The 24,261-nt window shown below is 58.2% G+C and carries 25 protein-coding genes; 7 read left to right on the top strand and 18 right to left on the bottom strand.

What is annotated here, in order from left to right:
• Positions 1 to 3: 3 nt before the first annotated feature.
• Positions 4 to 339: a hypothetical protein gene (locus tag V3596_RS11760; protein ID WP_334277932.1), complete on the bottom strand. Its 336-nt coding sequence runs from the start codon at positions 337 to 339 to the stop codon at positions 4 to 6.
• 426 nt (positions 340 to 765) lie between these two features.
• On the opposite strand from V3596_RS11760, the gene V3596_RS11755 reads away from it, so the two are divergent.
• Positions 766 to 1,155 carry a helix-turn-helix domain-containing protein gene (locus V3596_RS11755; RefSeq protein WP_334277931.1) on the top strand — a complete coding sequence of 130 codons (390 nt, stop codon included), beginning with the start codon at positions 766 to 768 and terminating at the stop codon, positions 1,153 to 1,155.
• Positions 1,152 to 1,742, top strand: a complete 591-nt coding sequence (locus V3596_RS11750; protein WP_334277929.1) for an ImmA/IrrE family metallo-endopeptidase — start codon at positions 1,152 to 1,154, stop codon at positions 1,740 to 1,742. The genes V3596_RS11755 and V3596_RS11750 overlap by 4 nt, the downstream gene beginning before the upstream one ends.
• A 92-nt stretch (positions 1,743 to 1,834) precedes the next feature.
• Here V3596_RS11750 and V3596_RS11745 read toward each other — a convergent pair whose 3' ends face one another.
• From V3596_RS11745 to V3596_RS11675, 15 genes are all read right to left on the bottom strand, one after another.
• The gene (locus V3596_RS11745; protein ID WP_334277928.1) at positions 1,835 to 2,473 is read right to left on the bottom strand and encodes a hypothetical protein; all 639 of its coding nucleotides are present in this window, start codon (positions 2,471 to 2,473) and stop codon (positions 1,835 to 1,837) included.
• Positions 2,474 to 3,958: 1,485 nt separating this feature from the next.
• On the bottom strand, positions 3,959 to 4,798 hold the full coding sequence (locus tag V3596_RS11740; protein WP_334277927.1) for a hypothetical protein: 840 nt from the start codon (positions 4,796 to 4,798) through the stop codon (positions 3,959 to 3,961).
• A gap of 84 nt (positions 4,799 to 4,882) precedes the next feature.
• Entirely contained in the window at positions 4,883 to 5,632 is a 750-nt protein-coding gene (locus tag V3596_RS11735) for an abortive infection system antitoxin AbiGi family protein (protein ID WP_334277925.1), read from the bottom strand.
• 53 nt (positions 5,633 to 5,685) lie between these two features.
• Entirely contained in the window at positions 5,686 to 6,219 is a 534-nt protein-coding gene (locus V3596_RS11730) for a RusA family crossover junction endodeoxyribonuclease (protein ID WP_334277924.1), read from the bottom strand.
• Positions 6,220 to 6,301: 82 nt separating this feature from the next.
• A complete protein-coding gene (locus V3596_RS11725; RefSeq protein WP_334277923.1) occupies positions 6,302 to 7,015 on the bottom strand; it encodes a hypothetical protein in 714 nt (237 codons plus the stop codon).
• Positions 7,016 to 7,078: 63 nt separating this feature from the next.
• A complete protein-coding gene (locus V3596_RS11720; protein WP_334277922.1) occupies positions 7,079 to 7,417 on the bottom strand; it encodes an HNH endonuclease in 339 nt (112 codons plus the stop codon).
• A gap of 101 nt (positions 7,418 to 7,518) precedes the next feature.
• Complete coding sequence (locus V3596_RS11715; RefSeq protein ID WP_334277921.1) at positions 7,519 to 7,989, bottom strand: hypothetical protein; 471 nt, start codon at positions 7,987 to 7,989, stop codon at positions 7,519 to 7,521.
• A 70-nt stretch (positions 7,990 to 8,059) separates the two neighbouring features.
• The gene (locus tag V3596_RS11710; RefSeq protein ID WP_334277920.1) at positions 8,060 to 8,656 is read right to left on the bottom strand and encodes an MltR family transcriptional regulator; all 597 of its coding nucleotides are present in this window, start codon (positions 8,654 to 8,656) and stop codon (positions 8,060 to 8,062) included.
• A gap of 666 nt (positions 8,657 to 9,322) precedes the next feature.
• On the bottom strand, positions 9,323 to 9,547 hold the full coding sequence (locus V3596_RS11705; protein ID WP_334277919.1) for a hypothetical protein: 225 nt from the start codon (positions 9,545 to 9,547) through the stop codon (positions 9,323 to 9,325).
• Positions 9,548 to 10,276: 729 nt separating this feature from the next.
• Positions 10,277 to 11,446: a hypothetical protein gene (locus V3596_RS11700; RefSeq protein WP_334277918.1), complete on the bottom strand. Its 1,170-nt coding sequence runs from the start codon at positions 11,444 to 11,446 to the stop codon at positions 10,277 to 10,279.
• Between the two features lie 491 nt (positions 11,447 to 11,937).
• Positions 11,938 to 13,521 carry a TniQ family protein gene (locus V3596_RS11695; protein ID WP_334277917.1) on the bottom strand — a complete coding sequence of 528 codons (1,584 nt, stop codon included), beginning with the start codon at positions 13,519 to 13,521 and terminating at the stop codon, positions 11,938 to 11,940.
• The gene (locus tag V3596_RS11690) at positions 13,518 to 14,462 is read right to left on the bottom strand and encodes a TniB family NTP-binding protein (RefSeq protein WP_334277916.1); all 945 of its coding nucleotides are present in this window, start codon (positions 14,460 to 14,462) and stop codon (positions 13,518 to 13,520) included. Before V3596_RS11690 ends, V3596_RS11695 begins: the two co-directional genes overlap by 4 nt.
• 1 nt (position 14,463) lies before the next feature.
• Positions 14,464 to 16,440 carry an integrase gene (locus V3596_RS11685; RefSeq protein ID WP_334277915.1) on the bottom strand — a complete coding sequence of 659 codons (1,977 nt, stop codon included), beginning with the start codon at positions 16,438 to 16,440 and terminating at the stop codon, positions 14,464 to 14,466.
• 9 nt (positions 16,441 to 16,449) lie between these two features.
• Positions 16,450 to 17,127, bottom strand: coding sequence for a hypothetical protein (locus tag V3596_RS11680; protein WP_334277914.1), 678 nt, complete (start codon positions 17,125 to 17,127; stop codon positions 16,450 to 16,452).
• Positions 17,128 to 17,311: 184 nt separating this feature from the next.
• Positions 17,312 to 17,740: a helix-turn-helix domain-containing protein gene (locus tag V3596_RS11675; protein ID WP_334277913.1), complete on the bottom strand. Its 429-nt coding sequence runs from the start codon at positions 17,738 to 17,740 to the stop codon at positions 17,312 to 17,314.
• A 112-nt stretch (positions 17,741 to 17,852) separates the two neighbouring features.
• Between V3596_RS11675 and V3596_RS11670 the strand changes: the two genes are divergently transcribed.
• From V3596_RS11670 to V3596_RS11650, 5 genes are read left to right on the top strand one after another with little or no spacing between them, the layout of a single operon-like run.
• On the top strand, positions 17,853 to 18,476 hold the full coding sequence (locus V3596_RS11670; RefSeq protein ID WP_334277912.1) for a MerR family transcriptional regulator: 624 nt from the start codon (positions 17,853 to 17,855) through the stop codon (positions 18,474 to 18,476).
• Between the two features lie 11 nt (positions 18,477 to 18,487).
• Positions 18,488 to 19,045, top strand: coding sequence for an HAD domain-containing protein (locus V3596_RS11665; RefSeq protein WP_334277911.1), 558 nt, complete (start codon positions 18,488 to 18,490; stop codon positions 19,043 to 19,045).
• A 36-nt stretch (positions 19,046 to 19,081) separates the two neighbouring features.
• Complete coding sequence (locus V3596_RS11660; RefSeq protein WP_334277910.1) at positions 19,082 to 19,693, top strand: HAD family hydrolase; 612 nt, start codon at positions 19,082 to 19,084, stop codon at positions 19,691 to 19,693.
• The gene (locus tag V3596_RS11655; RefSeq protein WP_334277909.1) at positions 19,690 to 20,529 is read left to right on the top strand and encodes a metallophosphoesterase; all 840 of its coding nucleotides are present in this window, start codon (positions 19,690 to 19,692) and stop codon (positions 20,527 to 20,529) included. The genes V3596_RS11660 and V3596_RS11655 overlap by 4 nt, the downstream gene beginning before the upstream one ends.
• A 5-nt stretch (positions 20,530 to 20,534) precedes the next feature.
• Complete coding sequence (locus tag V3596_RS11650) at positions 20,535 to 21,008, top strand: HAD domain-containing protein (RefSeq protein WP_334277908.1); 474 nt, start codon at positions 20,535 to 20,537, stop codon at positions 21,006 to 21,008.
• A gap of 372 nt (positions 21,009 to 21,380) precedes the next feature.
• On the opposite strand, the gene V3596_RS11645 is transcribed toward V3596_RS11650, so the two are convergent.
• Together V3596_RS11645 and V3596_RS11640 are read right to left on the bottom strand one after the other, a co-directional pair.
• Positions 21,381 to 22,304 carry a hypothetical protein gene (locus V3596_RS11645; RefSeq protein ID WP_334277907.1) on the bottom strand — a complete coding sequence of 308 codons (924 nt, stop codon included), beginning with the start codon at positions 22,302 to 22,304 and terminating at the stop codon, positions 21,381 to 21,383.
• 5 nt (positions 22,305 to 22,309) lie between these two features.
• Complete coding sequence (locus tag V3596_RS11640) at positions 22,310 to 24,259, bottom strand: RNA-directed DNA polymerase (protein WP_334277906.1); 1,950 nt, start codon at positions 24,257 to 24,259, stop codon at positions 22,310 to 22,312.
• Between the last annotated feature and the right edge of the window lie 2 nt (positions 24,260 to 24,261).

The following is a 24,261-nucleotide window of genomic DNA, read 5'->3' as shown; positions in this document are numbered from 1 at the left end:
GCCTTAGCCCTGGGTGAATTGCTCAACCAGGAGCAGACTGAGCTGGCGGTGCTCGGCCAGATCGCCCACCGTCAGCGACAGGTTCGTCTGAACCACGTCGTTGAAGGACAGCGAGTAGGTCTTGCTGCCGCCATCGACAGGACCCTCGGACAGGTGGAAGTGCGCCAGTGCGCGAGCTTTCACGTCAGCCAGAGTGTCAGTCTGCGGGGTGTGGTTCGCAGTGAAGGGTTGCTTCACCGGCGCGTAGCGCACTCGGACCACGACGTCTTGAGATTTGTTCTGGGTGTTCTCGTCACCCTTGGAAGCCAGCTCTTCGCCAGCGATATCAGCACCCTGCATGGGTTTTCCTTTCAAAAGTTCCATCGCGGCATCAGGAAAAATATCCTGAACCGTTAAAGGCCTTTGTCTGGACGGTTGACGCCTGGGTGGGGCTCGCTGACACTCATGGTTCTCACACCGGGCGAGTGTCATCACTAGTCCAACTCAGGGGGTCTGGCCGTCCGGTTAGACCCCTTGTTTCATTCCAGCTTGTTCATTGCTCTCCTCTGCGCCATAGGCGCTTTTTTTTCGACTTCACCCGGTCTGCGTTCACAGGCCGGGCCGGACTTGCTATTGATAAGCACACATATGGTATCAAATGTCAGCACGGAATGGCAATAGCGGCGCTATTGGTTGGCATTGATGTGATTATAAATGACATCACCTTTTGGTGGCGGAGGCAAATGTCAAGGTTATTGACATATTTGCTTGGATGCCCTAAAGTTCGTGCACAAGATCGGGGGACCAAACAAAGTGATTGACGAGCGACGCCTCTACCAGCTCCTTGGCGAGCGTATTAGGAAGCTTCGCGAGGGGTTCGAAGCGCCTGAGGGTCGGATGACCCAGGCGGAGCTGGCTGCGTTGGTAGATCTGGAGCGAACCTCCATCACCAACATAGAGAAGGGGGCGCAAAAGCTTAGCCTTCACGTGCTGTACAAGATTTGCGAAGTCTTCGATGCCAATGTCCTTGACATCTTGCCTAGGCCATCAGAGGTTGAACAAGAGAGGGCTCTTCCAGAGATGACTGAACTTGAATTTGCGGGCAAGACCTATGTCGCCCCTCAAAAGACTCTGCAGAAAATCGCAGCCATCCTTGAGATGGATGAACCGCGATGAGTCAACTCTCCGCAGAACTGATCGAGCGCAGGGCCCAGCAGGTGCTGCGCAGCGCAAGCGCATTGACGATCCCAGTTGATCTAGAAAAGGTCCTCGCGAGCCTTAACGTCCGTGTTCATGATGAAGACATGGACGATGAGACGGCTGGCGTGCTTATCGTCAAAGGCGAGCAGCGCCACATCCTTGTGAACAAGGACCATCCGATGAATCGGAAACGGTTCACGATCGCTCATGAGTTAGGGCACCTGGTGCTCCATGATGATGAGGCCAACGGAGACGCGCTGGGTCAACGTATGTTCATCGATCGCCAGATTCGGGTCTATCAGCGTGTTGGCGAAGCAAGTTCTGCTGTTTATCAGCAGGAAGGCTCACTGACGACCATTCAGCAGGAGCGTGAAGCAAATGCTTTTGCTGCGTGCCTGTTGATGCCTGCACCCCATGTCACACGTGCGGCCCTTGAGCGCGATCTCTTCGACGAGATCTCAGTTGCATCGCTTGCTCGACACTTTGGGGTAAGCGAGCAAGCGATGTCCATTCGGTTGCAGCAACTTCAGGTTTTGACGGTGGATTCTGGACTGCATGCGTAGACGCCTGCGACACCGACCTCGATGTAGTCCCGGCTTATGGGCTTCGAATGTAGGAGCCCGCGAGCCGCGCCCTGAGTTCGGAGCCTGTAGCGCTACGTCAACGAGCTGACATGCTCGGCAGCTTCCATCGGCGAGGCTGCCTCAATGACGTCAAGTGCCTCAGCTTTTGCGAGTCGCTGCAACCGGTCCAGCATTGCTCCAGCTTCTTGGGCGGCCTCGTCGCTTGTTGCAGCGTTGAGGGCATCTGTATTGATCAGAAGCACTGGTCGCACAGTGTTGCCCTGCATGTAACGGCGGATCATGTCGATCTCATACAGCTTGCTCTGAGATTCGCGCAAGGTGTTCACGGCTTGCCGCTTGGTGCCTGGTAGGCTGGTTATTTGCAACAGCCATTGGCGCCACGCATAGTCAACCGTCAACTCCGGCAGATCGCTGCGAGGTTGGAGGCTGCGTTCGAAACGGGCTCGCCGCTCGGGATCGTCACCAGCGACTTGTCGGCGCACGGCCTGCAAGAACTCTTGCGTCTTGATCGTGTGACGCGGCTTCTCTGAGCTCTCATCCTCGTCGATGAGCGCGTCCGGTGTCCCGAACGCACTTACGCTGCGTACGGCCGCGTCCAGCAACTGTTCGATTCCGTAGCCCCGGCTGCGCAACTTCGGCCCGACCGTAAAACCGTGGAACGGTGCCTCCAGTTCGTCAAGCGGAAGGCCAGCCTGCTGGCGAAGCGTCATGAACTCGGCAGCACGCCGCAGCACTCCGTGTGCCGCGTTCCCGCGCTGTGTGCCAACTAGAGCGCGCAGTCGAGGGAGCGGTAACACGCAATACGTACCTGCGCTCACAAGCGCCCGACTCTCAGCGTCAGGCTCGATCGCAACGAGTGCAACAACACGCTCACCCGTACCAGGTACTGGCTCCCAGAAGACCGGTGCGAACCGGGCTATGAATGGGGGCGCGGAGTGCGGGTGCGACGGGGTGTCTTGGTGGTTGGCAGGTTGGAAGAGTTCCACAGTGAGGCTGCGTCTGGTTTTGCCAATCGGTGCTGCAAGTGTAGGGCGAGGGTCGGGAGTCGAAGCGCGATGCTGGACAAATAGACGTGGGCCATCATCAACACGGTATCCACGTCCAAGATCCCAACGGACCAATCCCTCGACTGCTCTACAAGCCACTGCAGACGCTGGCGCTGGCCGGTCCAAACGGGCGGAAGCGATTCCATCTTGTGATCCATAGGACGGCGCTGCAGCATCTCGCTCGCCAGAATGTTCTGCTTCGCCCGCTCCTCTATGACGAATTGCCTTGCCATCGCCTGGGCGAACTTCTCCATCACTTTGGCGACGCTGGGCAAAGCGCGCTCATGGTCAATTAGCCACCACCGAGCGCCATCGAACACGACGTTTTGACAGTGTCGGTCCTCGTTGGCGACAAGCTCGTCCCAAACCCCGCCGCTCGCGCCCTGTGCACTCTGGCAAACCTGCTGCCAAGTCCATTCCTCAGCGTCCTCGGCTGCTCGCGGCCGAGCCACCGTGTCATCTGGCCATTGCAGCTCACTCCCATAACACAGCACCAAGTCATTTGGCCTCCCGCGAACGCGTTGCGGCAAGCCAGGAAGGTCCGCCTTCTCAGCAAGGACCAGGACGCCTGGAGGTACCGGCAAACGAAGCGCCCGCGCCGCCACCGCGCAAGCTAGCTCGGCTGCGAGAACCTCCTTCTTTGCGACCCACTTGACCATCATCGGAAGGCCAGGCTCGAGGCTGTTTGAGCGCTGTGCCATGCCTCGCCAGACCTTATTCAAATGGCTCCCCTCAAGGAGCGTGCCGGTGCAAAGCAACCTCATAACTGGTGCTTCACGCCATCTTTGAAGATCGGCTGCGCCTTGTGTTGCCATAGCGAATGTGCCGTGAGGCCGGCTGAGTGTTGCTGCAGCATCTTAGGGGGTTCAGACCAACAGCAGATCCGCCTTGCGTAGAGGTGTGACGATCATCTCCCTACGTTGTGGCTCGTCGCAGGGAAAGTAGCGAGTCAACGGACTTAGTTCCGCACTCACGGCCACTTGAATTGACCGCAGATCCCCCGCCTGCATGGGTTCTGTAAGAACAGCCATCCCGCAGTCGAACGAGGACTCAATCCCTGCACCACAGCCGATCGCCAATGCGATGTCGACTCCAGCCTGATAGTCGTCAGTCGGTCCCGATCGTTCGACACCAGCCGAAAGCGGTCACTCAACGAAGCGAAGCCGCGAGCGGCGGTTCGCCGGCGCGAGTCGGCTCGGGCAGCCGGTTAGGGCTCGCTTCTGCAACTGCTGCCTTTTCCTCTGACGCGGCAGCAGACTCAATAGCAACAACGAGTTCCTGTACAGAAGCCGCCATCGGCTTCGCAATTGCGTCAAAGAACGCATCTGGCACTTTGACTCGATCCTGTCGTCTAAGAATCAGGTAAGTCTGCAAGAAGGCCAGAACCCCGACTTCGAATGAAGCCATGTGAATCAGCCCAGCAAGATTGCGCTTCGATTGGCGAGCGCCCTCCGCATGAAACCCGACACGCATCGATCTGGAGATCATTTCGACAACTCCGCTTGCTTCGGCAGGGAAGTCGGATGCACTGACTTCTGAAGCATCGCCAGGCAACTTGACTTCTGGCAGGGCCGCGGAAAGTCGATACGCAAGAATCGGCTGATCCTTTGCAAGGTCCGCTAGCGATTTAAGCAGCTGCGCCCGGATTTCCTGCAGTTCAGCGACGGATTGGCGCTCAGCGACGGCCGCCAGTATTGGGCGAGCCAGCTCCAACATCGACGCCGTCTCTTCGTCGTTGAGCTGCAAGCTTCGTTCAGCTAGTACCGAATTGAAAGCCGAAAGCACCCGCTCCGGAACTTGGGTGACAAGCAGCTCGTCCGTGACCGCACATTGGCGCAGCCGGAGTAGATAAAACAACGTTGAGCGAAGCGTCCTCTTTCGCTCATATCGAATCTTCGCGATATACCCGCAAGCGGCAAGCAAGGCGGAGCCGACGGCCCCGGCCGCTGCCGCAAGCTTTGGATCAATCGAAAGGAGAGTTTCAATCACGGCTTAGAGCCCTAACGTTGAAGCGGAGCCGTGAGCAGCGGCTTACCAAGACGAGTTGGCTCGAGCGACTGGTTAAACATCACTCTACGCGTGCTCAATGAACTCCCACGCGACGATGCTTATCGACGGCGGGTAGCGTTCTTGGTCGAAGTGCTCTCGAACTTCGCCGATTAGCGCTTCAGGCACAACCACTGCCGCTACATCGTCGACGGTGAATCCAAAATCGCCGATGTTCCTCCATTCCCGCTCTCGATAGAAGGTGTTTTCAGGGGCGGGGTCGAAGTCTGTGACTTTGACGAAATTCATTAGAAAGCCCTTCATCGCCTCCGCGTCAGGCTTACGAACCACTTCCTTGTTGTGCATTGCCAGGGACATGAGCTTCATCGCTTGCTGCTCTTGAAACGAGCTCTGGTACTTCAGGAAGTCATTGGCCATTTCCGTCAGTTTGCGGTTCGGCACCATCATCTCGACGACAGGCATGCTTTCCGTTGGGACATACATCACTGGCAAGAACGACTTATGAACCGCACTCGCTTTGAATCCGATTGCAACCTTCCCGTAGTAGGGCGCGTGGCTAGGTAGGTCTTTGAGCGGGATATCTGTCACACAGCAGAACTTGGCGGTCTCCAAGTCGGCAACGACTCGTTCAGTGCAACGCCCGAGCAACGTCTTGGACGTAAGGATCAGCTTCAGCGTGTCCTTGGCTGTTGCAGGATCCAAAACCGGGCCTTGATCTTTGATGTCTGCTGGGCGCCGAACCTCACGCCAATCGATCCCTTTAGGCGATCCTGTGAAGTGCCAGTAGATATTGGAGTAGTAGCGTTGTGCTGTCATTTGGCCCCGTAGTTCCTACTGTTGAAGCTGAGCGACTGACTAGGCCGCACTTTTTAGAAAACATTCCGCCGAATGGATGCAAAGCTCTGGCCTCCAAGAGCAACCGAATCGTCAATGTCCGTCTCTTGCGTCGTGACTCGAATGACTGTCATATCCCCATCCGACGAACCGCCCCAATGATGATCCGCAGAAACCGTGATGCTTGAGAGTTGCTTATCCTCAATCGCGAGTACGTGCAATTCCTGCGAGAAATCCGAGCCTTGCGGATGACTTGGACCCGATGGCGCGCAGAGAGCGTCGAAGAGAGTCTTCAGCGTGTTGTCGATGTCGGGAAGTCCTCCGATCTGAGTAGCCGGCGTAGCTCTCAGAAGAATGACCTCAATTGCGCAGACCCAACTAATTGGAAGAATTGCCCTGTAGCAGGTGTCTCCGAGGATCTGCCGGTTCTTCGCATCTAGCTTCTGGCTCGTCACTCGAGAGAGTGCGGCAAGCTGGGCCTGAAGATAGACATCTTTCCTAATCTTGGAAATCTGCTCAGCAGTCCCGACGGATGGGATGCGTCCACGATAGACGATAGTGAATCTCATTGTTCTTGCGCGATCTAACGTTGAGGCCGCACTGCGAGCGGCGGCTTGCCGACGCGAGTCGGCTCGAGCGACTGGTTGGGCCTCACCCCGCAGGCTGCCCGTAGGAAATGATGAGCGCCTCGTGTGGAGCGCCGCCGTCGCCAAATGCAACCTCATATCGATTTATCGGCAGCGCCTTTCCCTTTGTGCATTCACAGAGGGCGGCAAAGATGTCCGCAATAGCGATCCCGTGAGCTTCTAGGAGGGCCATCAGTTCATCGTCCGTCCAAGGGTCGTGTGGATCCAACCGAACGGCAGCGGTCCTAAATGCATCCTCGTGCCAAACGCAAGCCGACCCTTCTCCAGGCATGTAGCTAGGCTGCTTACTGAACGGGAACTCGCAATAGAACATCTCCCAAATTGCGGTGTTGTGGCGTTGCATCCGTTGGCGCAGAAGCTGCGATTGAAAATGGGACTCACCGGTCGATTTCTGTCTTGAGTCCCACGTATTAACGTGCGTGCTTAGACGCGGCCACTTGGCCTCAAAGATCGAGGCTTTGAAGTGACTTTGATTCTGAAGAATCACGCATGCGTCGGCGCCGAGTTCACGCTCGGCGCTCGGATTGAGCACCTGAATCTTTGCGCGCAGACCAGGGATAGCCCTCGCGTCGATCTCCCGCCTCAACGCGCTAGTGAAATTTGAGGTGTAGTCGTTCTCGCTGACGATGATTCCTTCAATGAGATCCGCCCTAACCAGCTTGTCGGCCCAATGCGCGCAGTTAACGATTTGCTGCGTGATGTCTGGTGGAAATAGCATGGCAATCTTGACTTGAGATCTAACGTTTAAGCTAAGCTGACGCGAGTCGGCTCGAGCGACGGGCTAGGCCTCATCGCCTGAGCCCAAGTTCAGCCCTTGCTCACTGACCGAAAGTTTGTTGTTCTTTTCCCAGGAAGCAGGAAGGCCGGTAGAACCGAACCCCTTCAGTGCTCGATAGAGATATGGGCGAAGCACCTCATCGAAGATGCGATGGCAGTTCGGACAAAGAGGGATACCGTTGATCTGCCTATCGGACCCGACCTTGGCTTTCCATTCCTTCTCGTCGATCAGATGAACCGCATCCGGCAAGGGGTATCGAGTTCCACACATGACGCAAGGTAGGTGCTCATTCGTCAGCTTGTCGCGAACAATCTTGCGCTTTACGCTTGGATTGAAAGGCATTGCGGTCCCTTTGCGGTCTTGGAATTTGGCCTAACGTTGAAGCTGAGCCGCGAGCGGCGACTTGCCGACGTGAGTTGGCTCGAGTGACTGGTTAGGTCGACTCATTGTTCAAGATCTCGCTTTGCTTCGAAGATCAGATCCTTAAGTGCTGCATCAGTCACCGCGTAGTCATGATCAAGGTGTTCCTGCCACATCGTGATCCCCTTCGTATCTCCGACGTCGATTTCATACTGCGTGACGAGCTGAAGTGCGCCCTCAGAAAGCGAGAAGCTTCCGATATCAGCCGCTCGGCGAATCTCCTCCCGAGCCTCCTTCGCGAGCGCGCGAAGCTCATCATTCCGTTCCTCTGAAACCTGTCGCCCCTCGTACTCCGCATCAAGGTTCTCCGACGAGAATTTCTTGGCCTTGTGGAATGCATCGATCAGCCGCTCATAGGCTGCAGCCTTCCGATCCCAAAGGCGCTCAGCCCGGAATTTCCGCTGAGACAGCCTGATAGTCAGCCACGTGCTGAATACAGCGATAGCGAATGTACATAGCGCCTGAACAAGGAGAGTGTCTAGCGATGGGATCATGCTCTAGACCTAACCTTGAGGCCGAGCCGGGAGCGGCGGCCTGCCCACGCGAGTCGGTTCGAGCGACTGGTTAGGCATCACCGGGTGGCTCCATAGCAAGCGACTGCAACATAGTCCGTGTGGCCTCCTCGGCCCTTCTTCTCGCAGCGACTTTCTCCTTCTCTGACGGCCGATCATCGGGCTTCAGCCGAGGTCGTTTTGCCTTGTGCGCAAGACCGTGCACGATTGCGACAAGCCCACTTGCCGCGGCAGTGAAGTGCGCCCTCGGCCTGGCGGCAGCATCCTGATACGAGAAGCCAAGATGCCTACAGCGATCTGCAATTGATTGGGATTCAAAACTGAGAATCGTTGCGTCATGAGCAAAGTCATTGCGTATCTTCCTGATCGTCTCAAGATCTGCTCGAACTTCAGCAGAGACTATTCCAAGGTAGTAAGCAAGCTTGATACGCGCGGAGAACGTGGCGAGTGGCGCACTGCCTTCGAACAATTCCTCGTCGGTCTTCTTACCCTCCAAAATGGAAGCGCGAAAAAGACCTTCAAGAGCGGTATCTAGATAGGCGGCCGCAAAAAGCGCGCATCCCCTGTCCGATTCATCGGACAATGCACGTCGGAACGCAACAAACTCTTCGTATTGCTTCTTGATCGGCTCCGGGATTCCCGTTGTCATTTTGTGATGCCTAACGTTGAAATTGAGCCGCTAGCGGAAGTGGGCTCGAACGACTGGTTGGGCCAGCCGACGGAATAGCTGACCAACCTGTGATAAACGACTGCGATGCCAAATTCGCTGCCTCCACGGCAACTAGACAGACCGATTTGTCTTCAAAGGCGCGCAGTGTGCATCGAACCAAGTTCCCAGGTGCGAATTCCCTGGCCTCATCAGTAGGTACCGAGGCGGGCAAGCGATACAGCTCGCCACCGACATGAGTCGCGTTGACTGGTCGCCAGACGGCGATTCCTTCTCCCTCCAGTGCAACGTAGACGATCTGCTGCATAGGCGATGCGACTAACATCGATATAGGGCAACAGCACTGTTGTGTAGTCCGTGCGGGTGTCGTCCCAACTCACAGTTTCGTGCAGATGCGTGTTTGGCTTGAATGCTGACCTCCCGTTGCGCACGCTGTACGCATGGACAGAACATCTGGTGAGTGAAAACCGACCCAACGCCAAATGCGTGTGTAGGCCTGGACTCTTCTAATGGGCGCTACAAATTTCGGTGGATTGGAGCGGCAGTTGATTGATTCGTCAATAACGAGAACCCGTCCGGATAGCGGGTCACCACGGCTACCGCGCTGGACGACCAAGTACGCGAACGCGTTCGGTTCCTGCATTGCAGTCAGCCCTTCGAGCCGAGCTTCAGACCATCGGAAATCGGACCGCGCGGAAGGCTGCTTTCTGTGGCGCGTCCCATGGTCTGGCGGATCGACGGATGTCCGCAATCGACGTAGCCCTTGGGGTCCTCGTACGAGTAGCATTGGTAGATGCATAGGAATGCAAAGCCAAAACGCCTTTCAAGGCCAGATTGCCAGGCTTCGAGCGAAGAGCGGGTATTGCTTGGCATGGCGCCTGTAGGACGTGAGTTTGGCTGTCCTGACTATGAACGTTGGGTTAGGTTGGATCAGGCGGCCTCTGACACCGAATTGCAGGCCTTTGAACTGGTCCGCAAGGGCACCAGGTGGCTGAACAGTGCAACGGTCGATGCGAGCTCGCGCAAGACAGGCAATGGGGTACGCGCGGATTTGAGCAACTCATATTCGATGGCGTGCCGATGGGCCGAGGAAGGGAAGATCTTCGGTATCAATCTGGATGGAACGATGTTGTTCCCAGCCTATGCATTTGAACCAAGCGGTCAGCCAGTGCTATCGCTGCAAGATGTCCTGAAGGTCCTGACCGGGATGAGCCCGTTTGCAATAGCAGCCTGGTTCGAGTCCCCGTCTTCGACGTTGGGCGGGATGCGACCGCGAGAGCTTCTCGCCTCGGATAGCAATGCGGTCATTGCCGCAGCGCGTACGCTTCGCGAAGGCCCATTGCAGGGCTAGTGCGGAGGATCGACGTCGTCGGCTCGGCGCACCTGGCGGGTGACGAAATTGCTGCTGCGCCGTACTTCTATTGCCGCCGGCCCGGATCGCGCATGGCCGGTCACACAAAGTTGGCTGCCGTCCGGCTACTAAAACTCCTTGAGCGATCGCTTGCCGCCCTGTTTGAGATGCTGCTCAGCCAGCGACTTCCGGCCGTTCAGGCCTGGAACGCAATGACGAAATGGGTGCTCGTCTTGGCCCGACTGACCGGTTCATGGGTTAGAACCGTTGAGGAGAGGACGAAGCGCGAAGTACTGGCGACCACCGTCGATGGAGGGGCCACTCACGAGGGCGATCCCCTGCGCTTTCGCCCAACTGAGGGCGCTCCGGTGATTCATACCTGCATCGTCCGCCAAGTGCACCAACGCCGCATATTTGCGCTTGAAGTGTTCGACGGCCTCCAAGGTCGTCATGCGTGCCGTTCGGCGTCGGCCCACTTTGACGGTATGCACGGGGAGCAGACCTACTCGCACCAGGTGATAGACCACCTCTTGTTTGAAGTGCAGGAGCTCAGCGCACTCAGGGATGGTCAGGCCTCCACCATCCGCAAGCTTGAGGTGCGCAACCCATTCCCGGCAGCGCGCTTCGCTGATCATTGCCTCCGCCAAAAGTTTCACGCCCTTGGGGACGAAAACGATCAGGGATCCATCGAGGACCGAACGGATGAGCTGCGAAGTCCAACAGACTGGCACGCAGTAGCGGAGGGCGCGACGCAACGAGATCGCGTCGGTATCGAGAGTGTTTGATCTGCCGGCGGCCAAGAACGACTGTGTGAGGCCCACGACCGCCTCGCGGCTAAGCCGATGCGTATGCTTCGCTAGCAGCCCAGCATCAATGAGTTGCACGATACGGCCGGGGCTCAGCCCCGTCAGCCGAGCCACCGCTTTGATCGAGAGTTCGTCGAGACGCAGCCGTTGTACCTGCTGGATCGCCTCCGTCGAGACCAACCTGCGACTGCGGCCACGCACTGTCGTACGCATGGCGACCAGCTCCACTGGCAGTCGATCAAGCGCCGCAACCAGACTGGTTGAGCGCATCCCAAGGTCACGAGCTATTTGCGCAACCGCCGGATGCCGGGCGCCGAGTACGTTTCTACCCACAATCGGCGAGCCGGATTGATGGCTCGCAGCGACATAGACGCCTAGCGCCTTTGCAATTCGTTCTCGCCATCGCTCGTCCCGAAGCTTGGTCATGCGCCTGGTGAGCCCGGGCAGAGCATCGTTCATGGAGCTCAGACCACCAGGGGTCCTGGCGTCCTGACGGCAGTGGTTCAGAACTGCGAAGAAGGCTTCAGGCCAACCTGCAATGATCCGCGCACCTGCTTCAGCCAGATCTACAACGTCGGACATGACCACCCGCGAGGCCTTCTTGAGCGGCTTCATCGTCAAGCCATGCCGAGCTAGCGAACCGAGCCACAACAGCACAGGGAAGGAAGCGGCCTCCGCGTCTAAGACTTGAATCATCTGAACGGAAAGTGCAGATACCACCTGCTCGCGAAGGTCCTGACCGCACCCGCAAGTCAAGAAGCTGACCCCACTCCATCTCAGCAGGCGACGGCACCCGCCGCACCGGTCGACGAGCCACAGCCCGTGCGCCATGCAGAATGGCTTGGACCGATCTTTCCAGTCCCTTGGCCAGTGCGTGCTCGGACGAGCGAGGCATCCTGGGCAAACACGAACGATCGATAGCGCGCGTCGATGACCGGTGCCAAGCAGCCACATCGGATCGGCAAGCCCATTCGAATGCGCAACGCGCAGCCAATGCCCTTCGCTCGATTCTTCGAGGCGTCGGACCGGCCGCACAGGCAGACTTCCGAGGGTTGCAGGGCTGAGCTCAAATGGCGCCAACGTCTTCGCGCAATGCTGGCTCACCGTCAGGCCGCTGCTCCCTCTTCTTGGGCATCGAACAAACCGCGCTGCCCCACTGCGGGCCTCCATTTGCGTTCGTAAAAGAATGCTCTGCGTCGTCTGGCCATCCAAACAATGCCATCAACACCAATCGAGAACGCGCTCAGCCCCGGTCTTGATAGTTCTCGATAAACCCTGATCCGTCCCTGGATCGCTGCACGGACGAGGGCAAGGAACGTGGCCCGCTGTTCAGCGCAATGCAGCGTCGTCTCGCAGAACAGCGGCCAACGCAGACTGGACGCCTCGTGCACGGGCGCGGACATCAGCTCGAGCTGGGCAATGAGGGCAGCAATGTCCTTGCGATGGAGGTACCCACGCAGGCCCAGTGCGCCAGTGTTGATCAGCCCGATGTCTCGTATTGCCTTGTATGTGCACCAGTCAAGATCATGCTGGGCGACGAAATCCCTCGCGTGGATCAACGACAACAGCGCCCTTCGAGCCTGCCGCGCATGCTCGCGCTCGATGAAAGTGAATGCCATGCCCTCACGAATCACTTTCACCGTGGTAATCAGCTTGCAGCGAATCCAGCGGTTGACGAGTTCTGGTCCCCCGCCAAGGGGCGCGAGGTCCTCCAGCAACACCGACTTGTTCACGGCGTGCTCGCGCAGATCGCGGAACGCCATGCCCCCGTGTGGCGTGCGCGGCGTGGCAACGGGGGCGAAGCACATTAGGCGCTCTCGCAGGACTTCTAGCGGCAAGGCAGAAAGGGCAGTCGGCGTCTTCCCTTCTTGGCCTATTAGCCCATCAATGAAGCGCCTTGCAGCGAGGAGATGAGCATTCTCGCGAAGACCGGCAAACATTGCCTGCACTCCGTCCAAAGAAGGCGCCGTGACAATGCCCAGGTCCCGACTGAGGCGGCCGACGCCCGGCAGCAACCCGGTCGTAGGCTGCCCGATCACCTTCTTGTGGTGAATACGAGAGATTTCCTCGAGAAGCCGCCACAACATGACAGTCCAACTGGCCAGTTCGCCGAGGGCCTCATTTTCCCGGGGGCTCTCCGCCCGCTGCGCCATCAGCTCGAGCGGCTGCCAGACCATCTTTGTCGCGTGGAGCTCGTGAGGCAAGCAGCACAATGCGGCATTGAGGATCTGCTCGTCCGTAGCGTCTGCGAATTTAAGTCGACCCTCGCGGTTGTAGTTGGCTGTAAGAGCCTGATCGACCAGGTCCGACTTGAGATAGCAGCCGTGGAATGTGCAGGCATGGAATCCTGAAAATCGCCATCGCGTCCTGAAATAGCGTTGCTCTAAGAGACAGTGGGGACAGTACCTCAGGGGCATCGCGCGGACGATGCTTGCCCAGGATGGGAGGGGATTCGCTCCGTATTGAGGTCTGCCTTGGAGGTACGGCGACGCCGATTCGCTTGCCGGCTGATTGCCTGTGGACATGGGGCGCTCCCAGGGCAGAACGCTCCGGATCAGCTCCACGTCGTAGCCCCAAGCTCTGCGCAGGCCTTGCGCGCGCGCCAGCGAAAGCAAGTAGGTCTCTGGCCACTCGTCCGGAAGCATGGGGCGACGCACGGGCAGGTGCATTCGAAGTGTGGCTTCGGTCATTTGCGAAGGCTCCTGCGAGGAGCAAACGGCTCCCCTAGCTTCGTCAGTGGCAAGCCATCGAACTTGGGGCTGAAGGGATTGCGTTTGTCAGGGGCTTCCCGCCAGATCACCTGCAGGAATGCCTGTGCCAGCGTTGAGCGGGTGATGGCAAAGCTTGGTTGATTCGCTGCTATTTCCACTGCACGCACCAATAGCCGCCGAATGTCGCGGAGCCTCCCGGCCGTTGCGAAAGCGATTGACTTGGCGTGAGCCTCCTCGGTGATGTCGATGCAGGGGACACCGTTCATCAGCCCCAGAAAGGCGCCGAGCACACTGCGCAACTCCCTTTGCCGATTCCCTTCCATGGAAAGAGGCTGAAGAACAATCTGCTCGCGAAACCGATCTGCAAGTTGCTCGTTGGTATCCCAGAGGATCGCGGCCGCCGGTGTGCCGGCAAGGATGACCGGCAGCTGTGACAACCGTATCAACTGCTTGATCCAATCACCCACGTGATAGTGCGACTTCTCAGCGCCGCGGTCGGCCAGGTGATTGACCTCATCGATGATGATCATTCGGACCCGGCAGCCCTTCAACAGAGTGACGAGCTGGTCCGTGCGCTCGACTTCATCACCCCGGTTCCAGAAGGGCGATCCAAGGGCACGGAGCATCAGCGCGGCAAGCATCTTGACGGAGCACTTGGCCGGAACTTCGACGTAGAGGACCTGCACCTCCGTCAGCTCGGGATGCTCCACTCGAGGTTTGGACTGGACGAAGTTCTCGATCAGCGTCGTCTTGCCGGTACCGGTATCCCCGATGATCGCGAGGCACTCAGGTTCTTCGCTGTCGCACGAATAGGCCACGAGATCCTCAAGTCGGCCCTGCGCGAGCTTCACCTGGGGAAAGCGACCGAAGAACTTTCGAAGACGACGCTTCACCGCACCTGCGAGTTGAGCGTTCGTCATGTCAGGCCTCCTGCGCGTCAACGGGCAGGTCGATCTCAAAGACCTCCAGACCATCTTGGTCGGTGTCCTGGAGCTGTGATGCCGTCAGGTCGTTTGCGTCTTCTTCCACATCACGACCGGCCGTAGCTGTGTTCGAGTCCCGAAGCGGCCGGCTGGTCTGGTTGGCCAGCCTGCTGCCCTTGCGGCGCACCGCGAGCTTCCGCGACTGACTAGCCTGTGCGATCTGGTCCCTGACGATGGCCCCCGCTTCTGTCATCGTCTGTGCATAGCTCGGATCGCCGCCGGACTTGGCGGCGCGGGCCGCCTTGGCCTGCTCCAGCGTCAACCCTGCATACTCCCGACTCTTGTTCTCGACCTTGAAGTAGTCCTGGGTCGTGATGTCCCAGACCCAAATGTGGCCTACATCGTTGCGCGGCCACTTCACGTTCACCTTGGACCGCGCAGGAAGCAGGCGCCCCATCGTCAGCAGGCGCTGGGAGCTATAGACGAACGTGTTTAGGTCGATGCCGTACCGCTGCAGCCGCGACTCAGCGACTTCGCTGAACTCGATGTCCACATCCATGGCATTCATCTTGAGCTGCGGGGGGTATCCCTTGGCCGACTCGAGCCAGACCGTCAGCGGCGCTCGACCGTCTAGTCCTCGATGGGGCCGCAGGTGGTAGACGTTGCAAATCCAGACGTGGATGAGCCGGTCCAGCTCGCCCAGCGTGAGCAGGGCGTCGTCCTCTGCCTTGAAGCCCACCCGTTTGTGAACCTTGTCGAGCGTGGTCCCCGGCAGCTTGTGGACGAAGCCGTAGTTCAAGGTTCGCAGGAAGCGTTCCACGAACGGCTTGTCGTTCGGGTCGCGTGAGCCGGCAAATTCAGGGGTGATGCCAAGGTTCAGGAGTGCGTCCGCGACTGCGTCTGCGTGAAACTCGGCCCCGTTGTCCATCAGGACGCGCTCCATCCAGCCGAAGCACGGCCAATTCAGCTCGAGGTCCTTGTAGCGCTCCTTGAGGTAGACCTTGGGGAGGAGCGCATGGCGCAGCGCTTCGAACACCGCCGGGACGCCATGGCCAGCCAAGCTGAGGTGAAAGCCGAGCACGCACCTCGAGCGGCGATCAAGAACGACAGTGGCGGTTGGCCGCACAACTGCATCGCCAGCTTCGTTCGTGACGATGAGATCAATGGGCGTGTGATCAATCTCAACCAACTCGAGAATTCGACTGACGGTGCGTGAGCGCCCTTGCATCGGGAACCGCCGCTCAGCCTCACGCAAGCTGCTAGACGCGGCGGTGAGATCGAACTCGGAAAGCAGAAGCACCCGACGCTGGATCGTGCGCTTGGATGGCGTGCTGAGCTGCCTGTCCAAGGAACGCGTCTTGTTGGCAGCCTGTACAGCCAACGTCACGTAGTCAAGGATGTCCTGCGCCGAGAAGCGTCGCTGCTTCATGACGATCGCATCGACTGCGTCGTCGATCAGCGCCTCCACCGCCGGATCCAGCCGGCTGCCACCCTTTCCACCTCGTTCATCGAAGCGCGCAAACAATGCGCGGACGTCTTGCTGGGCCCGCAGGTACTTGCGCTTCCATCGATAGATCGTCGACTCATGGGGGATGCTGCCGTCTCCGCGCGCGGCTGCCACGAAGGAGATCGCCTTGCGTAAGTCCTTGCGGCTGCCGGCAAATGCGGCCATTTTTTCTAGTCGGACCAGATAGTCGATGCGCCGATGCGTCTCCTTCTTGGCCGCAACCGAGAGTCTGTCCATTCGCGCTGGCTTTCGTAAATGGTGCTCCCCGTCTTTCAAGGCAGCCCTGCGCTGTGCTGCAGTCAGGAACTCGCCAGTGAGGTACTTGGTTACTAGCTTGTACGCATCGAAGTTGGCGCGCTCGCCGGTCTTCTTGTTTTCCAGCAGTACGCCTGAATCGTGGGAAGTGCTGATGACGAGGTATTCGACGTCATCGAGAAAAACAGTCTGATTCTTCAGTAGGGTGAGCATTTGGTCCTCCTACTTCGCGATGGCTTCAACGACCTCGTCGGGGCCGCGCCGCATGACGCGCTCGAGAAGCGCATCGCACTCCCGCTGCGCATCTCGCCAGCGTTTGAGTATCTGGGCATTAGGGTTTGAGCCGCCCAGTACATCCCAAAGGCTTGTATCGAGGCCAGTGCGGTTTCTGCCGCCGACCGGTCGAAGGCGGAGCAACTCCTTCAGTTCATCCTGCAGGCCGGCAGCACGTATGTCTGCCTCGGTCAGCAACGCGATAGGAACGCCATGCGAATCAAGGGCTCGAAAAGTTCTGAGCAGTGCGTCGACTGGCCCCTTGAGCTTCAACAGCCAGTCACCCTTGACCTCGACGAGTAGTGCATCGTCGCGGCGCGTGAGGAAGGCGTCAGGCGTGTAGTGGAAGGTTTGGCCGCTTAGGTCAATGAGGTCGAGGACCCAAGGATGAGTTTGGATGCCGAGCACCGATGCAGCAATCTCGAAGATGCACAGCGCGTCGTTCTCAACAAGGGACTCGTATCGAGTCTTCTTTCCCTTGAATGAAGGGAAATGGCCGCGTGCGCGGTGACCGCTTGGCGTCACGACGGGCCGCACCTTGCGTCCGGATTTCAGGGCTGCGATGAGCTGCTCAACGGCTTCGGCGGTAGGCAGCAAGTCGGGCCAGTGATGGCGAATAGAAGGCATGAGATCTCCTACGCGTCCAAAAATGGACGCAAGCTGGTCTAGTGGGAGACGCAGCTACAGCCGGTGGCGAGATCCGGCCTTGACGGAGGAGACCTGGGCTTGAATACTTGTGGTGACTGTGATCTTGGGATTACCCAGGACTTCTACCGGCGAGCTGCTCAGCAATGGGTGCTCGCCGTTTTCTTTAGGTCATGGCAGGTTCCTCCTTTGATCGAAGCGCCAGCCGGGATAGCTGGCGTTTGCCTTCGAGGAGATCGGAGATCAGGCTTTCCAGGCCCCTCATCTCCTCCTGCGACAGGGCGCGACTGGCCTGAAGCGCGAGCGACACAAGTGCGGTCGCCTTCGGCAAGCCTGATCTTTCGACGCTTGCAACCACGCGGTCATGGCTCATAGCCCATACGAGCTCGTCCAAGGCAGCCTGATCGAGCCTCAGAGCGCTTGCGATTCGCTCGAGTGTTTGCCGATCCTGGACACCCCTGCGTCCCTTCTCGAGAGCGCACAACTGCGTCTGGTCGACGGCGAGGTCCGCTGCGAGCGCTTTCTGGCTCACCCCAGCGGCCTCGCGAGCTGCTCGAATCATTGACGGTAGACGGCTACAAATCTTGGCGTTCATCCGTTCAACCGTACTCGGGAGCAGGTCAATCACAAAATTCTGGAGGTTGCCTTGGCGGTTGGATTGCGTAGCATCGTCGCGACGAGGCCCATGATTGCGGGGCAAGCGTCGAATGTCACCGCCTTACCGGCAGAAGAAATCGCAGGAATTCCGGAGCAAGTTCTTGGCAGATAAAGCGAACGAAACATGGGGCCCCTTTGCTGAGTTGGCCGCCCGGGAGATGATCGCCCGCAGTGAACGGATGAGCGCAGTGGAGCTCTGCAAGCGCTGCAAGATTGAACACTGCCGGTTTCGATACCTCAAGCAAGAGGGTCTCGTAAGCCCGGCCAAAGGTAAAGGTCGCGGCGCGTACTACACAGAAGAGCACGTAGCACAGGTCGAAAGAGCTGAACAGCTCGCGCCGCAGGTCGGAGGCCTAGCGAAGATTCGAAGGCTCGCCATTGAAAGCAAAGCGCAGCGGGAAGCGCAAATCCCGACGCCCGGCGAGTGCGGGTATCGGATTGAAAGGGTTTACCAGCTAAGCACCGGCATCAGGATCGTTGTGCCAGAGGTTATCGGTGAGATAGCCACAGCTCAGCTCAGCCGCCTACTCTTGGCAGCAGACGACTCCAAAGTAGAAAAATCTGATCATCGCTTCGAAGCAGTATTAAGCCTCCTCGAGGAAGGAGATCGCAGCAGGACTCGTCCGAAGACAAAGGCCAAAGGGAAGCCGCCAAACCCACTTCCGTCGGTGTAGACCTCATCGTCGTGGACACCATCTGCGACGCTTGCCTCTCCTTGCGCGAATCGACCATGTTGCTCTACTTAGACTTTGATGGCCCGTTGCATCCAGATGCCGTTTACATCACTGCCTCGGGCCGGATTGAGCTGCGCGCACCTGGCCATCGACTGTTTGAGTCTGCGTACCTGCTGAGCGAATTGCTGGAGCCTCACCCATCGGTCCGCATCGTGCTGTCGACATCCTGGGTTTGCATGAAGAGCTTCTCGTTTGCGCGTAGGCAACTGTCAGCTTCGCTTCAAAACCGGGTGATCGGCGCTACCTTCCATAGCCGCGAGGATCGACTCAGCTTTGGTCGGATGACGCGATGGCAGCAGATCGCGCGCGACGTCGCGAGACGACGGCCACACGCTTGGATCGCACTTGACGACGATGACTTGGAATGGCCGGACGAGCAGCGGCATCGCTTGGTGAAAGCCGATGAATGGCTCGGCCTGCAGGACGCGAACTGCCGCACTCGACTGGCCGAAGCAATCGCGTCGGCCGCAAGTGCTGCGGCAGCGTGGGGCAGCGATGCTCCAGTTTGATCCGATACGCCCGCGCGCCTCTCTATGCCTATTGACTTGATCGCGCTGGATGCAGATGGAGTGCTGCTTGACTACAGCGCCGCGTACGCTGGCACCTGGGCGCGAGCCTTCGGAGTGAGTCCCGTGGTTTGCAATCCAGACGCCTATTGGCCGATGGATCGGTGGGGTGTCGCCCGGTTGGAGGGGCCGGCACTGGAACGGTTTCGCGCCAGTTTCGATGAGGAGTTCTGGAGCACTGTTCCGCCGATCGAAGGAGCGCTTGAAGCTTGCAGTGAGCTTGTTGGCCAAGGCTTCGAGCTGGTCTGCGTGACTGCGTTGGCTAGCCGTTTTCGCCAGGCGCGAATCGCCAATCTGCGCACACTCGGATTCCCGCTAAGCGATGTTCTCGTCGTGGAAGATCAAGGCCTCCATCAAAGCCCGAAGGCGGACGTCATCAAGGCGCTGAACCCGCTGGCGTTCGTCGATGACTACCTGCCGTATTTCCGAGGAATGCCAGGTCATGTCCACAAGGCGTTGATTGTTCGGGAACCGGATGGCTCACCCAATGCAGGGCCGGAGCTGTCGATCGTCGACTCCCAGCACAAGGATCTGAGGGCGTTTTCGAATGCATGGGCCACGCGACGAGCAGGCAGGGCAGGTAAGCCATGAGGTTGCTTGTTCTCTCTGACCTGCACCGGGAACACGCTGAGTTCGTTCCGTCGCCCAATATGCAGTACGACGCGGTGATCCTGGCGGGGGATATCCACTCGCCTGGCCGACGGGTGATCGAATGGGCTCGGCACGATTCCATCTTCGGCCGTGACGTGCCAATCATTGTTGTGCCTGGGAACCATGAGTTCTATGGGTGTGTGCAGCCGCAGGAAATGACGGCTATGCGCGAGGTTGCAGCCGGGACCAACGTGACCATTCTTGCGCGGGACGAAATCTGCTTTGCAGAGCATGGGCTGCGAGTGCTTGGCGCGACGCTGTGGACGGACTTTCGACTACCTATCGAGATTGCTGATGGCGCGAGTCGGCGCGACGTGAAGTTGGCGCTTCATGAAGCGAACAAAAGGCTGAGCGACTTCCTGATGATCGAGGTGCCATACGCGGAACCCAATCGGCTCCAAACAAGCCCGCGTGTTCGCAAGCGGCCGCTTACCGCTGAAGACACCCTGGCCTGGCATTGGATTGATCGCGATTGGCTTGAGGCCAAGCTGGCACAGCCGTTTGACGGAAAGACCGTCGTGGTCACTCACCATGCGCCAACGCAGCACTCTGTGGCATTGCGATATCGAGGCGACTGGCTCACTCCGGCCTTCGTGAGTGAACTTCCAGAGTCATTTTTTGACGTGCCCTCACTTTGGGTGCACGGGCACACGCATACGGCCTTCGACTACTCGGTCGGATCCTGCCGCGTGGTGTCAAACCCTAGAGGCTACCGACTTCGAGACAGCAGCTTCGAGAATTCGGCCTTCAAGCCCGGACTCATCATCGAGGTGTAGATCGCATGGGCGTTCCCACGAACCTGCTCTTCCTCGATTTCGATGGCGTGCTGCATAGCCATGATGCGCACTTTGCGCTCGCGGACGTGAAGGTTCCGATTGAAGACTTGCTAGCGGCTGGCTTGTTCATCCACCGCGAGCTGCTCAGCGAGATACTGAAGCCTTACCCCCGCGTCGGATTGGTAGTGCATAGCACCTGGCGAAAGACGCACGACCTTCGGGCGTTGCGTAGGCTGCTTGGACCCGTTGGCGACCGTCTGGCGGGGGCAACGGCTGACGGGCTGGAACGGGAAGCGTCGGTCCTCGAATACATGCGAAGGCGTGGCATCCGCGCCGAGCGAATTCTGATCCTTGACGATGCTCCAGCCTCGTTTGCCGTACTTCGTTCTCGGGTCCTGCAATGCAGCCCGTCACTCGGACTTAGTGAACCGGGCGTTCAGCGCTCACTTGAGGCGGCGCTGGGCTGCCTGTCCAGTTAGGGTTTGGAGGCAGCACATAGAGTCCTAGCTGACATCGCCGTGCTTGCGCTATCACCAACTCGGCCTTATGCGCTTCCGTCTAGATCTGCCGGAACAACTTTTCCACCGCGCGGGATGATGAGAATCCAGAAGTACGTCCAAAGAAGCTGCGAATCCCAGGCCAAGTGCTCCGCACAAGCCAGCCCAAAGCAACCGGCCATTCCGACGCAAAGGCAGCCAGAAGTTCCGATGCGCTGGGGGCCAACGAATCCAATTGCCAGCGGCCCACATTGGTTATTCGTCCGGCGGCCACGGTTTCCGGCCGAAAGGCGCCACTGATTCCGATCGCCCATAGCACCGACGACCGAATGGCAGTTGCCATGTTTTCGCGTTCTACTTGCCTAGTGCGAGGCGTCGCCGCAAACCAGCCTTCGAGAAGTTGGGGGGCGTCGGCTTGAAGTCCTTGGACTCCTTCTGTAGCCCGTAGCCCTTACGCTGATGAGTGCGCAGGGCTTTCAGGTTGAGGCTCATCGTAAGAAAGGTGAGGTTGTCGCCACCCTTGATCCAAAGCGGGTTCATGCTGTCAGTCTTGGACGGACTGACGACCCGAGAGTCGCCAAAGCAGGAGTCGTTTACCTGAACTACAAAGCAATGCAAATCACGCGAGGCCGATTCGACGATGTTGGAGAAGTAGTTGACGTCCCGATTGAACTCAGTCGCTACGATGAAGTCGACTTCTCCCTTGAACAATGCGCGGTCCTCAATGGAGGTCAGTTCAAAACAGTTGTAGATCGCGAAGCTCGCGCCTCGCCACCTGAACAGGTGATAGGGGCGCTTTGATGTTGGCACGATCAGATCTTCATTCTCAAGAATGAACGCCTCTTCGGGCGAATAGAAGCGCTTCAGGCGACGCACTGGTACACACGACCAATGCCCGGCCGAACTTTGATACGGCAATATTGCCAAGACCTCGTTGAGTGCTTGGCCGTCGAAGTCGACGTAGTGTTCCAGTCCACAGATGACGCCAATTCGATGGCGCCGAGCCCAAGTGGTCAACATGCTTTCCCACGCATGCGGCACGCTGACCTCAGGAAAGACGACCAAATCAATGCGCCGGTTCGCGCCGCCCCTGAACTGCGAAATTTCGTTCAGCAAGCTAGCGAACTGCTTCATACGATCGCGACTCAGGTTGGGCGACCCCAAATAGCTCGCTTCGACGTCAGCGGTGGCAACGGGAATGTTTGCCAACGCGATCTGGATGTGATCGTGCAAATCCTTGGAATCGGTGCCCACTGAGACTTCTTCGTAACGTACCATGGCATTCAATCCTCAGTGTCAGCAGATGGCTTTGGCCATTTGACCCCACCAATCTCGGCACGATTAGCTCTCTCATAGACGTTTGACGCAAAGACAAACGGTCTGCTCTTCCTTGTATCAACGTTTCCGCTATAGGCGAGCAGCATGCATTCGTCGAAATTGACGAACCGAGGCGATCGTTCTAGCTTGCGCCGGTCAATCTCAACGGCCTCGTTGAGCTTTCTTGTGCTCAACGGTCCCGTGTATGTGGTGTAGTTGAGCAATGGAGCTCTGACGAAATGATGGCGCAGCAAGTTCGACCGCCGGAGTTCCTCAGAGTGGATGCCGTCAACCAGTTCTGAGAAGCCGAAGTCCTGCGCACAAACGGCGTCAGACATCGCCAACGCCAATTCCAAGTGTTGCTCAAGGTCCGCCTGCAGTTGCACTGTCACCGCATCATGGTGGTTCTGAACCCGACTCAGTTCGACCTTGAGTTGCTTGACGAACGACCGCATCGTCACCTTGTCGCCGGCTATGCCCAACAACGTGAAAACACGCTCCCACAAGTCAAAGAACTCAATTGCGCTGCGCCCCTTGAAGAACTGCTGCAGCCCCTTGCTCACCTTTCGGTCTGGCGGGTCGTCAGTCACCAGATGCAGTACTGTTTGGCGAGCTAAGTGCTTGGCCAGCTCGTACCGGTTCTCGGCGAGACCTTTGACACTCCGAAACTTGTTGACGGATCCCTCGTACAGCAATTCATAGGCAACGTCTTCCATAGAGTTGTCCGCCTCGTCCACAGGCAGCAGAAGGAAGTCACTTCCGTTTTCTTCCAACTTCTTCTGGAACTTCTCTAGCCCCGCAATGGAATGGCCTGCGTCGAAGTACTGAAGAATGCATTTCGATTGCTGCAGCAACAGGCCTGGACGTGAACGAATCTCGTAAGCTCCGCCGACAAGATCCTTCAAGATTCGCGGCCCTACGAGCAAGGAATGGATGAAAGTCCCTATCGGGTCGTCGTCATCCTCCGTCGGATCGACCGGCACGGGGACGACAATGAGAATGTCATCAACATATCGACCATAGTAGGCAGGTCGAATCCGTTTGAGCACGGCCGAGTCGAAACCCTGCAGATACCAATTGGCCAACACAAGGGACGAGCAAAGACCTATTGGTAGTCCGGTCGTTGATTCATCGATGGTTGGGTGCGTTTGGGACAACAGTGGACCGATGCACTCCCTGTAGGCGCGTCCAATCGCCTCAATGCAAGCCAGCAGCTGGATAGCTCGGTCGTCAGTCTCTTCGCTGGCTCGACTTGAGATCGGAAGCGCCTGCGCCACCTCGCCAAAGTCGACGTTGATTCGATAGAAATACTCTTGAATATCAAGTCCAAGAATTGCGACATTGCGCTGCTCATCGACCAGGAGCTGTTTAGCCTTCCGGATGCCCGTGTCTCGCCACCGCGCGTACTGCTCGTGGTACTTCGTGAACAACTCCAGTGACTCGTCTGTGATCCTGTTCAGCTTGTCTGACAGCCTCGATCCGCAGCATTCCGGAGCCAGCTGCGCGTCCAAATGCCTTCCGCCTGTCATGACCCACAGAACGGCAATCAGATGGAGCTCAATGGCACCGTCGAAGAAGTAGTTGACCTTCTCGACTTCAATGACCTTGGTTGTCGTCACATTCGTGATCAGGCGCCCATGCTCGGGGGCGCTCATCGCTTCATCTCGGGGGCTGTCCCTCAGTTTCTTAGGCACCACCCGGAAGCCGATGTCCTTCAGCCACCCCTTGAAGCGACGACTCTTTGACGGCGACTCGCTATTCAACACGTCACGCACGACCTCCAGGCGCGCCTCGAAGTCCTCTGCGCACTCAAACGCAGCCAAGCGAGCTCGAAGTCGAAGGTCCGTCTTGTCGTAGTAGACAAGGCTCTTCAGCTTTCGGTATGCCTTGTCGAGGTCATCGGTGGTGAAGGGCATCT

Source organism: Roseateles microcysteis (assembly GCF_036880965.1).
GTDB lineage: Bacteria > Pseudomonadota > Gammaproteobacteria > Burkholderiales > Burkholderiaceae_C > JAUASW01.
Note: the sequence above shows the minus strand (reverse complement) of the source record. Positions and strands in the feature narration are given on the sequence as shown.